Here is a 12,477-nt window from a genome sequence, read left to right as displayed (position 1 = left end):
CGGCGTTTTTGCCGGCCATGGTTTCGTTTGCCCCTCTCAATCGTCAAGCGCTGGAGTGCCAAAGGAATGGCCGGAAATTTCTCGTTCGATCAATTGAAGAAAGCGGTCTCCAGCGGCGAGATCGACACGGTGCTGGCCTGCATCGTCGACATGCAGGGCCGGCTGGCGGGCAAACGGTTCCTGGCGCAATACTTCGTCGATTCCGCGCATGACGAAACGCATGGCTGCAACTATCTCCTGGCCGCCGACATCGATATGGAGCCGGTGCCCGGTTACAAGGCAGCGAGTTGGTCGAAGGGCTATGGCGACTTCGTCATGAAGCCGGATCTGGCCACGCTGCGGCGCATTCCGTGGCTGGAAAAGACCGCACTCGTGATCTGCGACGTGCTCGACCACCACACGCATGACGACCTGCCGCACTCGCCGCGCGCCATCCTCAAGAAACAGGTCAAGCGGCTGACGGAGCGCGGCTATATCGGCTATTTCGCTTCAGAGTTGGAATTCTACCTGTTCAACGAGACCTACGATTCCGCCCGCAAGAAGCATTGGCAGGGCCTCGACACGGCATCGCCCTATATCGGCGACTACCAGATCGGCATCACCACCAAGGAAGAAGGCGTCATGCGCCGGCTTCGCAACGAAATGGAAGCGGCGGGCATTCCGATCGAGAATTCCAAGGGCGAGTGGGGTCCGGGCCAGGAAGAGATCAATGTGCGCTATGCCGAGGCGCTCGACATGGCCGACCGCCACGTCATCCTGAAGAACGGCGCCAAGGAAATCGCCGAGTCCGAGGGGAAGGCGATTTCGTTCATGTCCAAATACAATTACGGGCTCGCCGGCAATTCCAGCCACATCCACAATTCGCTGTGGAGCGCCGACGGCAAGACGCCGTTGTTCTTCGACAAAAATGCGGAGTGGACGCTGTCGACGCTCGGCCAGCAATGGGCGGCGGGCCAACTCAAATACGCCAACGAATTCACCTGGTTCCTGGCGCCTTACGTCAATTCCTACAAGCGCTTCCAAGCCGGCACCTTCGCGCCGACCAAGATCATGTGGAGCGAGGACAACCGCACCGCCGGTTTCCGGCTGTGCGGCGAGGGCACCAAGGGCATCCGCATGGAGTGCCGCATCGGCGGCGCCGACCTCAACCCCTATCTCGCCTTCGCGGCGCTGATCGCGGCCGGTCTTGCCGGCATCGACGAGAAGCTGGAACTGCAAAAGCCGTTTGTCGGTGATGCCTATCAGGCATCTCGCCTGCCGGAGATCCCGAAGACGCTGCGCGATGCCACCGAGACGCTGACGGACTCGATGATGCTGAAGCAGGCGTTCGGCGAGGACGTGCTTGAACACTATGTCCACACCGCCAAGTGGGAGCAGTTCGAATACGACCGCCGGATTACGGATTGGGAACTGCATAGAGGGTTCGAGCGGTACTAAGTCCGTTTGTCGGCGCCACCCTCACTCTATCCTCTCCCCGTGTAGAGCGGGGAGAGGGGCCGCAAGCGCTGGGCCACGTCCCTTCTTCCCGTCATAATCGGGGAAAAGGGGCCGGCAGGAGGATGGCAACGCCAGACCACAAGATTTTCGTTACAGAATGCGAGGACTAACAAAATGACCGAAACGGTCAAACTCATATCCCCAGTCGATGGCTCGATCTATGCCGAGCGGCCGATCGCGACAGACCAGGCGGTCAGCGCCGCGGTCGAGCGCGCCAAGGCTGCGCAAGAGAAATGGGCGCTGACGCCGATCGTCGAGCGCGGCAAGTACATGCTGGCGATGCTGGAAGCGCTGGTTGCGATGACCGACGAGATCGTGCCGGAGATCGCCTGGCAGATGGGGCGGCCTGTTCGTTATGGCGGTGAGTTCGGCGGCGTCAAGGAACGCACCAACTACATGGTCGAGATCGCCGAGGCGGCGCTCAAGTCGGTGCCGGCCTCCAACCCGAAGGATGGCTTCCGCCGCTATGTGAAGAAGGATCCGCTCGGCGTGGTCATGGTGATCGCGCCGTGGAATTATCCTTACCTCACCGCGGTCAACACCATCGTGCCGGCGCTGATGGCCGGCAACACCGTCATCCTCAAGCATGCGGCGCAGACGCTGCTGGTCGGCGAGCGCTTTCAGCAGGCCCTCGACAAGGCCGGTCTGCCGAAGGGTGTGTTCCAGAATATCGTGCTCAACCACGCCCAGACCGAGAAGCTGCTCGGCTCGGGCAAGATCGACCATGTCAATTTCACCGGTTCGGTCGCCGGCGGCCGCGCCATCGAAAGAGCGGCGGCGGGCACTTTCATGACGCTCGGCCTGGAGCTTGGCGGCAAGGATCCGGCCTATGTGCTGCCCGACGCCAAGATGGACCATGCGGTCGCCAATCTGGTCGACGGCGCCTTCTACAATTCCGGACAGTGCTGCTGCGGCATCGAACGCGTCTATGTGCACGAAAAGGTCTATGACGAATTCGTCGAAGGCTTCATCGCCGAGACGAAGAACTATGTCGTCGGCAATCCGCTCGACCAGGCGACGACGATGGGGCCGATGGCGCAGGCGCGCTTCGCCGACCTGATCCGCGAACAGAAGGCCGAGGCACTGCGCAAAGGCGCGGCGGCGCACATCAACATGAAGGTGACCAACGACAAGGCCGGTTCGCCCTATCTGGCGCCGGAAGTGCTGACCAATGTCGATCATCAGATGAGCGTCATGCGCGAGGAGAGCTTTGGGCCGATCGTCGGCATCATGAAGGTGCGCAACGACGAAGAGGCGATCGCGCTGATGAACGACAGCCCCTACGGACTGACTGCTTCGATCTGGACGCGCGATACCGAGCATGCGGTGGCGATCGGCAACCGCGTCGAAACCGGCACGGTGTTCATGAACCGCTGCGACTACCTCGACCCGGCGCTGGTCTGGACCGGCGTCAAGGACACCGGCAAGGGTGCGGGGCTGTCGGCCATCGGCTACGACAATCTGACCAGGCCAAAATCATTCCATCTGCGCGAAGCCATCTGATTTATTGAAAGACAAAAATGTCCAAGCTGATCTCCAAATGGAACTACCCCACCACCGTCCGCTTCGGCGCCGGGCGCATCAAGGAATTGCCTGAGGTGCTGTCGGCCACCGGCATCAAGCGGCCGCTGTTCGTCACCGATCCAGGCCTGGCGAAACTGCCGGTCGTCGCCTCGACGCTGAAAATCCTTGACGACGCCAAGGTTCCCTATGGCGTCTTCTCGGAGGTCAGGCCGAACCCGGTCGAATCCAATCTGACCGCCGGCATCGCCGTGTTCAAGAAGGGCAAGCATGACGGCGTCATCGCCTTCGGTGGCGGCTCGGCGCTCGATCTCGGCAAGCTGATTGCCTTCCAGGCCGGGCAGACCAGGCCGGTGTGGGACTTCGAGGATGTCGACGACTGGTGGACGCGCGCCAATTCGGATGCCATCGCGCCGATCATCGCCGTGCCGACCACCGCCGGTACGGGATCGGAGGTCGGCCGCGCCGGTGTCATCACCAATGAGGCGACGCACACCAAGAAGGTCATCTTTCATCCGAAACTTTTGCCGGCAATCGTCATCGCCGATCCGGAACTGTCGGTCGGCATGCCCGGCTTCATCACCGCCGGTACCGGCATGGACGCGCTTGCCCACTGCCTCGAAGCCTATTGCGCGCCGGGCTACCATCCGATGGCCGACGGCATTGCCGTTGAAGGTGTGAGGCTGGTCTTCGAGAACCTGCCGAAGGCTTTTGCCAACGGCAAGGATCTCGTCGCGCGCGCCCATATGATGAGTGCTGCCGCGATGGGCGCCACCGCGTTCCAGAAGGGGCTCGGCGCCATCCATTCGCTGTCGCATCCGATCGGCGCGCTCTACGATACCCATCACGGCATGACCAATGCGGTGTTCATGCCCTATGTGCTGGCCTTCAACCGGGAATCGATCGAGGAGCGTATTGGCCGGCTCGCCGCCTATTGCGGCATCAAGGGCGGCTTCGACGGCTTCGCCAAGGCGATCATCAAGCTGCGCAAGGAATTGAAGGTACCGCACGCGCTGCCGGGCCTGATCAAGGGGCTCGACATGGACAAGAAGCGCAAGGGGCTGATCGCCGACATGGCGGTGGTCGATCCCACCGCCGGCGGCAACCCGGTCAAGCTGACCAAGAAGGCGGCGCTGACCTTGCTCGAAAACGCCATCGCCGGCACGGTCTGAGGCGTTTTCCGCATCGCAAAGTGATCTGAAAAGGGGCTACAAAAACAAGGGGGAGGATGACGGGCAAGGCAGAAATTAGTTAGCCGGAAAAAGAATCGCGAAGCGATTGCTACAACCGGTTAAAAAGAGTTTACTTTTTCGCACTGCGAGCAGCCGGTTTCATAAAGCTTTCATCTGGCTGTCACATGAAAACGATACCGCATCGCAGGCGTCCAACGGCGTCAGTTCAACGGAGAGAACACATGTTCAAATTCACGGGGAAAGTGCTTTCCCTTTCGGCCGCGGCGCTTTTCGCGTCGACGGTGATTTCGTCCGCGGATTCGATGGACGATCTCGTCAAGGCCGCCAAGGCCGAAGGCCAGCTTACCACAATCGCGCTGCCGCATGACTGGTGCGGTTACGGCGACGTCATCGCCGGTTTCAAGGCGAAGTATCCGGAAATCACCGTCAACGAACTCAACCCCGATGCCGGTTCCGGTGACGAGGTCGAGGCGATCAAGGCCAACAAGGACAACAAGGGCCCGCAGGCGCCCGACGTCATCGACGTCGGCTTGTCGTTCGGCCCGTCGGCCAAGAAGGATGGCCTGATCCAGGCTTACAAGGTGTCGACCTGGGACTCGATCCCAGAGAGCGCCAAGGACGCCGAAGGGTTCTGGACCGGCGACTACTACGGCGTGCTGTCCTTCCAGGTGAACAAGGATCTGGTCAAGGAATCGCCGAAGGATTGGGCCGACCTGCTGAAGCCGGAATTCGCCAACTCGGTCGCTTTGGCCGGTGATCCGCGCGCGTCGAACCAGGCTATCCAGGCGGTATATGCCGCTGGCCTGTCGTCGGGTGCGGCTGCTGGCGAGGCAGCCGGCACCGCAGGCCTCGACTTCTTCAAGAAGCTCAACGCCGCCGGCAATTTCGTGCCGGTCATCGGCAAGGCCGCCACGCTCGCCCAGGGGCAGACTCCGATCCTCGTCACCTGGGACTACAACGCGCTCGCCGGCCGTGACACGCTGAAGGGCAATCCGCCCGTCGACGTCGTCGTGCCGAAGACCGGTGTCGTCGCCGGCGTCTACGTGCAGGCGATCAGCGCCTACGCGCCGCACCCGAACGCAGCCAAGCTCTGGCTGGAATACCTCTATTCCGACGAAGGCCAGATCGCTTGGCTGAAGGGCTATTGCCACCCGATCCGCTTCAACGATCTTGCCAAGAACAACAAGATCCCGGCGGACGTGCTGGCCAAGCTGCCGCCGGCTGAGTCCTATGCGGCCGCGGCGTTCCCGACGCTCGACGAGCAGGGCAAGGCGAAGGAAGCCATCACCAAGAACTGGGATGCCGTTGTCGGCGCCAACGTCAAGTAACAGCTGAAATCCACCGGGCGGCTTCGCGGCCGCCCGGTTCTTTCTCTCGAAGACGGTAGCCGGCGCATGACCGATATCTCAATGTCCGATCACGCTGTTGCCGGCAAGACCGCGCCTCCCGCCGAGGCGCGCGGCTTCAGGTTGCCGACGCAATGGCTCGGCGTTGCGCCGTTCTTCATCTTTGCCATCATGTTCCTGGTCCTGCCCACGCTCTATCTGATGCTGGGCGCATTCCAGAACGATGCCGGCGAATTCACCCTCGAAAACATCGCGGCGCTGGCGCAACCGTCGATCGTTGCCGCGTACTGGATTTCGATCAAGGTCAGTCTTGCTTCATCGCTGATTGGCGCCTTTGCGGGTCTGGCGATTGCCATTGCCATCGTGCGCGGCGGCCTGCCGGACTGGATACGTTCAGCGACACTGACCTTTTCCGGCGTTGCTTCCAATTTCGCCGGCGTGCCGCTGGCCTTCGCCTTCCTCGCCACGCTCGGCCGGCTCGGCCTTGCGACGGTGATCCTGAACACCCTGTTTGGCCTTAACATCTATGCGCATGGTTTCAACATACTGTCATTCTGGGGCCTGACGCTGACCTATGTCTATTTCCAGATACCGCTGATGGTGGTCATCATCGTGCCAGCCATCGACGGGCTGAAGAAGGAATGGGGCGAGGCCGCCGCGACGCTGGGCGCGACCATGTCGCAGTACTGGCGCATGGTGGTCATTCCGGTGATCTGGCCGAGTTTCCTCGGCACCGTGATCCTGTTGTTCGCCAACGCCTTCGGCGCCATCGCCACCGCCTATGCATTGACCGGCTCGTCGCTCAACATCGTGCCGATCCTGCTCTATGCCCAGATCCGTGGAGACGTGCTGCACAATGCCCATCTCGGCTACGCCATAGCCTTCGGCATGATCGTCATTACCGGTCTTGCCAATGTTTTCTACATCTGGTTCCGCACCCGTTCCGAGAGGTGGCTCAAATGAAGGCTGGCAGGTTCTGGGCCTGGGTCGTCTTCGCGCTGGGCGCGGCCTATTTCTTCATTCCGCTGATTGCGACGGTGGAGTTCTCCATGCGCATGCGGCGTGGCGAGTACTCCTTCGACGCCTACAAGGTCGTGCTCGGCGATGCCCGCTTCCAGGCGACCTTCGGCTATTCGGTGCTCGCCGCCGTCTTCACCATCATTCTCGGCGTGCTTATCGTCGTGCCGGCTGCATACTGGATCCGGCTACGCCTGCCGCAGTTGCGGCCGATCGTCGAGTTCATCACGCTGCTGCCGCTGGTCATCCCGGCCATCGTCATCGTCTTCGGCTACATCAGAATGTACGGGTCGAATTCGCCGCTGCCGTTCCTGGCGACCGATACAGGCACCAATGCCTTGCTGGTCATCGGCTATGCGACACTGGCGTTGCCTTATATGTATCGCGCCGTTGACACAGGGCTTCGCACCATCGACGTGCGTACCCTTACGGAAGCGGCACAGATCCTTGGTGCTGGTTGGGGGACGATCATCACCCGCGTCATCCTGCCCAATGTGCTGATCGCGGTGCTGTCGGGCGCCTTCCTCACCTTCGCCATCGTCATTGGCGAGTTCACCATGGCGAGCCTGCTCAATCGGCCGGCTTTCGGCCCTTATCTGCAGAATATCGGCGCCAATCGCGCCTATGAGCCGGCAGCGCTCGCCATTATCGCCTTCGCTATTACCTGGGGCTGCATGTCGCTGATCCAAATCCTGTCCCGCTTCGCGCCGAGATCGGCGAACCGCCCGAACTGAAAGTCAAAGCCATGGCCGATCCGTTCCTGTCCATCCAGCACGTTCGAAAATCCTTCGGTGCCACCACCGTGGTGGAGGACTTCAATCTTGACGTCGAGCGCGGCGAATTCGTCTCTTTCCTCGGCCCGTCCGGCTGCGGCAAGACCACGGTGCTGCGGATGGTCGCGGGCTTCGAGGAGCCGAGCGCCGGCAAGATCGTCGTCGGTGGCAAGGACATTACGAGGCTGAAGCCCAACCAGCGCAATGTCGGCATGGTGTTCCAGGCCTATGCGCTGTTTCCGAACCTGACCGTGGCGCAGAATATCGGCTTCGGCCTCAAGGTCGCGGGCATGCCCAGGGCGGACATCGATGCCCGTGTTGCCGAGATGCTCGACATCATCAAGCTGCCGCAGATGGCGGATCGCTATCCCTACCAGCTCTCGGGTGGCCAGCAGCAGCGCATCGCGCTGGCCCGCGCCATCGCGCCGAAGCCGAAGCTGCTGCTGCTCGACGAACCGCTGTCGGCGCTCGATGCCAAGGTGCGTGTGTCGCTGCGCGAGGAAATCCGCTCGATCCAGAAGAAGCTCGGCATCACCACCATCTTCGTGACGCACGACCAGGAAGAGGCGTTGTCGATCTCGGACCGCATCGCCGTCATGCATGGCGGCAAGGCCGAGCAGGTTGGCACGCCGTTCGAGATCTACAACCGCCCGGCAACCAAGTTCGTCGCCAACTTCGTCGGCACGCTGAACGTGCTGGAAGGCACCGTCACCGATGCCTCGGCAGGCACGGTGCGGGTCAACAGCGAAGAGGTCTCGCTCAAGGGCAAGCTCAACGGTTCAAAATCCGGTGACACGCTGTCGCTGGCGCTGCGCCCGGAAGCGATCTCGCTGGGCCGCCAGCCCGGCCGTGACTCCAGCCTTTCGGGAGAAATTTCCGAGGTGCATTTCCTCGGATCGGTCATCCGGGTTCGCGTCGGCATCGGCGGTAGCACGGTCTCGCTCGACACGTTCAACAGCCCGGCAACGCCGCCCCCTGCGGTCGGTGAAAAGGCGGAGATCTCGTTTTCGTCGAGCGATATGCTGGTGCTGCACTAGGCTGTGCCGATATTCAGGTGAGGCCGGCCGCAAATGCCGGTTTCTTGGGCTTCCGGTGCCACCCGTATCTCAAATTACGCTCCGGTTCCAGGAATCATCATTTTCGACCCGGCGTGACCGCAATCTCGACACAACCTGGGCCCCTCCAAATAGAATGTTCTCGAGCCGGCGCGCTATCCATAGCTGCGACTCGCCTGAAGGCCGGCCGGCTCGCCGATCGAACATCCTGCGCTTGGCCGCTTTGCCACTGCCGCCAATTCCGCTTCACGGATATAACAAGCCATGGCTCTTTTCGAACTCACGCTTGTCCTGCTTTTGATCGCCGTTGCGCTGACGGCGCTGTCGCGACGGCTGGAGGTTCCTTATCCGTCCCTGCTGGCTTTGGCCGGGGTGGGCATCGCCTTCGTGCCAGGTGCGCCAATGATCGAGATCGATCCGGAACTGGCGCTTGCCCTGTTCATCGCTCCGGTGCTTCTCGACGCCGCCTATGACACTTCGTTGCGCGACCTCAAGCGCTACCGGCTGTCGCTGGCACTGCTGGCGCTTGGCGCCGTTGTCTTCACCACTGTGGTGGTTGCGTTCGTCGGCTGGAAGATGGCCGGTCTGCCGATAGCGGCGGCGATCGCGCTCGGCGCTATCGTAGCACCTCCGGATGCGGTGGCGGCATCTGCTGTGCTCGGACAATTCAAGGTGCCGCACCGCATCACCGCCATCCTGCAGGGCGAGAGCCTGCTCAACGATGCCACGGCACTGCTGATCTATCGGCTGGCGGTTTCGGCAGCGCTCGGCTCGATCATGCTGAGCAACGCCATTCCGACGATCTTGTTGTCAACGATAGGCAGCCTGGTTGCGGGTTATCTGCTTGGCCGCCTCTCGCTTATGACGCTCACTCGGATCGAGGATGCGGCGAGCAGCACGGTGGTGCAATTCGCCGGAACTTTCGGGGTCTGGATCCTCGCTGACAGGCTCGGCCTTTCGGCCATCATCACCATCGTGATCTATGCCATGACCATCGCCCGCACCGCGCCGCGCCGCATGCCGGCCAGAAACCGCATCAGCTCCTATTCGGTGTGGGAGTCGGCGGTGTTCGTTCTCAACGTGCTGGCTTTCGTGCTGATGGGCCTGCAGGCACGGTCGATCGTCGGCCGGCTTTCCGGAGAAGGGCAGGGCGAAGCCTTTCTCTTCGCCGCAACAGTGCTGGCCGTCGTCATCCTTGCACGCCTCGTCTGGGTGGCGAGTTACGTTGCGATCATACGGTGGTTCGCCCGCTTCGGCAGCGAAGACAGAAGGCGAGATATACCGACGTTTGGCGGAGCCGTACTGGTCGGTTGGTGCGGCATGCGGGGGCTGGTGACGCTTGTGGTGGCCATTGCCCTGCCGGCCAATTTTCCCGGCCGCGATCCGATTGTGCTTGCCGCCTTCGCAGTGGTTCTGGGCACGCTGGTACTGCAAGGCATGACGCTGAAGCCGCTGCTGCGGATACTCAACTTCGACCCGGACCGAACAGTCGACAACGAGGTGGCGCAGGCGCGCGTTGCCATCATGCAGGCCGCGCTCGACGTGCTGAGCCGCAAGACGTCGGCCGCGGCTGCCGTCGTGCGCGAGCAGTATGAGGCTCAGCGCCTGATCGCGGAAAACCCGGAGGACGCACAGGCGGCGACCGAATATGACCGGCTGCGCCTTTATGCCATCAACCGCCAACGCGACACGCTGGAGGAATTGCGCAGCAACGGGACGATCGGCGACGAAGCCTATCATCGCCTGGAAGAAGAAATCGACTGGTCGGAACTGGCGGCATCGCCTGCCGGCAGGTTCCAGCCGCTGACGACTGACTAGAACGCTGGCCCAGCCCCGTAGCTCGCTCGGCACATTGCAACGCTACCGCCGAACGGCTACTGCCATCACAACATTGAGCCGGATAAGCAATGAAGCTGGTCAGCTACAACATCCAGTACGGGTTCGGCGGCGACGGGCGCTACGATCTTTCGCGCGCAGCGCGCATCGTTGCCGGCGCCGACATCATTGCGCTGCAAGAGGTGGAGCGGCACTGGCAACGCAGCAATTTCGACGACCAGCCGGAGCTGCTTTCGCGCCTGCTGCCCGACTATCACTGGGTCTACGGCCCAGCTTTCGACATGGATGCCAGCGAGCAGCGCGACGGCCGTCTTGTCAGCCGGCGCCGGCAGTTCGGCACCATGGTGCTGTCGAAGCTGCCGATCGTCTGGTCGCGGCTGCATGCACTGCCGATGCGCCGCACGCTGCGGCCGCTCAACACGCGCAATGCGGCACTCGAATGCATGATCCGCACGCCTGCCGGCCCGGTGCGGGTGTTGTCGCTGCATCTCGCCCATATCGCGGTCGAGGAGCGGCTGGAGCAGATCGATTACCTCATGGCCGCGCACCGCCGGGCGTCGTCCGATGGCGGACCGTGGAGCGGCGTCGACGACGAGCCCACGCGCAACTGGACCAGCGGCGAAGCGGAGCCGGAGAACCCGCTGGCGGCGATCTGGATGGGCGATTTCAACATGGAACCGGGCAGCGCCGAATACCATCGCATCGTCGGCAGCACGCCCTACCATCGTGGTGCTGCTTATCTCGACAGCTTCGTCGATGCCGCCACCATTGCCAGCGAGCCGGCCGCGGATTTCCACACCCATGTGAAGACCATCGACGGCAAGGTGGCAAAGCGGCGGCTCGACCATTGCTTCGTCGGCGGCATGTTCGCCGGGCGCGTGCGTTCGATCAGTGCCGACATCGGCGAGGTTGCGTCGGACCATTTCCCGCTGCGGGTCGATATCGACCTGGAAACGCCCGGCATCGCCACATGACACTTTTCGTCTTCTTCGCGGTGCTTGCCGCCGCCGCCATGCATGCGAGCTGGAACGCGCTGGTCAAGGTCCATCTCGACCGCTTCCTGTCGATCACGCTGATGACGCTCGGCATGGGCGCCGCGGCCCTGCTGGTGCTGCCCTTCGTCGAAGTGCCTAAGGCGGATGTGTGGCCCTACATCATCGCCTCGGTGTTTTTCCACATGGGTTACCGGAGCTTCCTGATCGGCGCCTACAAGGCCGGCGACTTCGCCCAGACCTATCCACTGGCGCGCGGCACCGCACCGCTGCTGGCGGCGCTTGGCGGCATGTTCGTCGTCGCCGAGGTTCCGGCCCCGCTTGCCATTCTGGGTATCTTTCTGTTGTCGACCGGCACGCTGGTGATGTCGTTTCGCGGCGGCGCCCATCTGGAGAGGCTCAACTTGCGCGCGGTCGGCTTTGCGCTGGCCACCTCGATCTTCATCGCCAGCTACACGCTGTCGGACGGCAGCGGCGCGCGGCTGGCCGCCACGGCGCAGAGCTATGCCGCCTGGCTGTTCATCTGCGATGCTTTTGGCGCCTTGGCTCTGTGCCTCATCTTCCGCGGGCCGAAGGCGCTGCCGGTGCTGGCGCGCGACTGGAAAGCAGGACTGTTCACCGGCGTGCTCAGTGGCGCGGCGTACTGGATCGTCATGTGGGCGATGACCAAGGCGCCGATCGCCTCGGTGGCGTCGCTGCGCGAAACCTCGATCCTGTTTGCCATGATGATCTCGGTCTTCGCGCTCGGCGAGAAGATGACGGGCTGGCGCGGTGCCGCCGCGCTCAGCATCGTCGCCGGTGTCGTTGCGCTCAGGCTCGGTTAGTCCAGGTGTCGTCTCGCGATCACCCATTTCACCAATGGGGCGACGAAACCAAGCACATCTGCAAATGTGCCCCAATTTTTCGATTGAACGTGAGCATCTTGTCTTAAGGAGCAATCCTCAGATCGAAGACCATCAGTCCGTCGGTGCCGCCTTCAAGTGCGGCGACCAGCCGGGCGCCGGCGCGCTGATGGGCCTCGTGCACCAAATAGGCGTCGCGCGCGGCGGCATCGCGGAAGTCGATGGTGAAGCCGTGGGTGAAGCCGCGCGCGAACGGCTCCGGGCTGACATTGGCGCTGAAATTTACCGCGTCCATGCCGTCGATAGCCTGTCGTAGTGCCTCGAGGTCGGCATGGATCGCCATGCGCTCGGCGGCGGGTACATCGTTGCGGAATCTAGCGAACACACAGTGCCTGATCATTTCTT

The 12,477-nt window shown here is 62.4% G+C and carries 11 protein-coding genes; 10 read left to right on the top strand and 1 reads right to left on the bottom strand.

Annotation, left to right across the window (positions count from 1 at the left end):
- Positions 1 to 66: 66 nt before the first annotated feature.
- From NKI38_RS03480 to NKI38_RS03435, 10 genes are all read left to right on the top strand, one after another.
- Positions 67 to 1,437, top strand: coding sequence for a glutamine synthetase family protein (locus NKI38_RS03480; RefSeq protein WP_352654797.1), 1,371 nt, complete (start codon positions 67 to 69; stop codon positions 1,435 to 1,437).
- A gap of 174 nt (positions 1,438 to 1,611) precedes the next feature.
- The gene (locus NKI38_RS03475; RefSeq protein WP_352654795.1) at positions 1,612 to 3,000 is read left to right on the top strand and encodes an aldehyde dehydrogenase family protein; all 1,389 of its coding nucleotides are present in this window, start codon (positions 1,612 to 1,614) and stop codon (positions 2,998 to 3,000) included.
- A 17-nt stretch (positions 3,001 to 3,017) separates the two neighbouring features.
- Positions 3,018 to 4,190 carry an iron-containing alcohol dehydrogenase gene (locus NKI38_RS03470; protein WP_352654793.1) on the top strand — a complete coding sequence of 391 codons (1,173 nt, stop codon included), beginning with the start codon at positions 3,018 to 3,020 and terminating at the stop codon, positions 4,188 to 4,190.
- Between the two features lie 242 nt (positions 4,191 to 4,432).
- Positions 4,433 to 5,539 (top strand): ABC transporter substrate-binding protein, encoded by a 1,107-nt coding sequence (locus NKI38_RS03465; RefSeq protein ID WP_352599577.1) that lies wholly within the window; start codon positions 4,433 to 4,435, stop codon positions 5,537 to 5,539.
- A 66-nt stretch (positions 5,540 to 5,605) separates the two neighbouring features.
- The gene (locus NKI38_RS03460; protein ID WP_502899243.1) at positions 5,606 to 6,520 is read left to right on the top strand and encodes an ABC transporter permease; all 915 of its coding nucleotides are present in this window, start codon (positions 5,606 to 5,608) and stop codon (positions 6,518 to 6,520) included.
- Complete coding sequence (locus NKI38_RS03455) at positions 6,517 to 7,308, top strand: ABC transporter permease (RefSeq protein ID WP_352654791.1); 792 nt, start codon at positions 6,517 to 6,519, stop codon at positions 7,306 to 7,308. Before NKI38_RS03460 ends, NKI38_RS03455 begins: the two co-directional genes overlap by 4 nt.
- 11 nt (positions 7,309 to 7,319) lie before the next feature.
- Positions 7,320 to 8,384: an ABC transporter ATP-binding protein gene (locus NKI38_RS03450; protein ID WP_352632744.1), complete on the top strand. Its 1,065-nt coding sequence runs from the start codon at positions 7,320 to 7,322 to the stop codon at positions 8,382 to 8,384.
- A gap of 282 nt (positions 8,385 to 8,666) precedes the next feature.
- Complete coding sequence (locus NKI38_RS03445) at positions 8,667 to 10,220, top strand: cation:proton antiporter (RefSeq protein ID WP_352654789.1); 1,554 nt, start codon at positions 8,667 to 8,669, stop codon at positions 10,218 to 10,220.
- Between the two features lie 89 nt (positions 10,221 to 10,309).
- Positions 10,310 to 11,212 (top strand): endonuclease/exonuclease/phosphatase family protein, encoded by a 903-nt coding sequence (locus tag NKI38_RS03440; protein WP_352654787.1) that lies wholly within the window; start codon positions 10,310 to 10,312, stop codon positions 11,210 to 11,212.
- Positions 11,209 to 12,054: an EamA family transporter gene (locus NKI38_RS03435; protein ID WP_352654785.1), complete on the top strand. Its 846-nt coding sequence runs from the start codon at positions 11,209 to 11,211 to the stop codon at positions 12,052 to 12,054. Before NKI38_RS03440 ends, NKI38_RS03435 begins: the two co-directional genes overlap by 4 nt.
- A 103-nt stretch (positions 12,055 to 12,157) precedes the next feature.
- Here NKI38_RS03435 and NKI38_RS03430 read toward each other — a convergent pair whose 3' ends face one another.
- Positions 12,158 to 12,472, bottom strand: coding sequence for a Dabb family protein (locus NKI38_RS03430; protein ID WP_352654783.1), 315 nt, complete (start codon positions 12,470 to 12,472; stop codon positions 12,158 to 12,160).
- Between the last annotated feature and the right edge of the window lie 5 nt (positions 12,473 to 12,477).

The organism is Mesorhizobium sp. M0621 (genome assembly GCF_040320745.1).
Lineage (GTDB): Bacteria > Pseudomonadota > Alphaproteobacteria > Rhizobiales > Rhizobiaceae > Mesorhizobium.
The sequence above is the reverse complement of the archived record's forward strand: the minus strand, read 5'-3'. Positions and strand labels throughout refer to the sequence as shown.

Coding starts and splice junctions, on each gene's coding strand:
- NKI38_RS03480 (WP_352654797.1), top strand. CDS start 67: ATGGCCGGAAATTTCTCGTTCGATCAATTGAAGAAAGCGGTCTCCAGC.
- NKI38_RS03475 (WP_352654795.1), top strand. CDS start 1,612: ATGACCGAAACGGTCAAACTCATATCCCCAGTCGATGGCTCGATCTAT.
- NKI38_RS03470 (WP_352654793.1), top strand. CDS start 3,018: ATGTCCAAGCTGATCTCCAAATGGAACTACCCCACCACCGTCCGCTTC.
- NKI38_RS03465 (WP_352599577.1), top strand. CDS start 4,433: ATGTTCAAATTCACGGGGAAAGTGCTTTCCCTTTCGGCCGCGGCGCTT.
- NKI38_RS03460 (WP_502899243.1), top strand. CDS start 5,606: ATGACCGATATCTCAATGTCCGATCACGCTGTTGCCGGCAAGACCGCG.
- NKI38_RS03455 (WP_352654791.1), top strand. CDS start 6,517: ATGAAGGCTGGCAGGTTCTGGGCCTGGGTCGTCTTCGCGCTGGGCGCG.
- NKI38_RS03450 (WP_352632744.1), top strand. CDS start 7,320: ATGGCCGATCCGTTCCTGTCCATCCAGCACGTTCGAAAATCCTTCGGT.
- NKI38_RS03445 (WP_352654789.1), top strand. CDS start 8,667: ATGGCTCTTTTCGAACTCACGCTTGTCCTGCTTTTGATCGCCGTTGCG.
- NKI38_RS03440 (WP_352654787.1), top strand. CDS start 10,310: ATGAAGCTGGTCAGCTACAACATCCAGTACGGGTTCGGCGGCGACGGG.
- NKI38_RS03435 (WP_352654785.1), top strand. CDS start 11,209: ATGACACTTTTCGTCTTCTTCGCGGTGCTTGCCGCCGCCGCCATGCAT.
- NKI38_RS03430 (WP_352654783.1), bottom strand. CDS start 12,472: ATGATCAGGCACTGTGTGTTCGCTAGATTCCGCAACGATGTACCCGCC.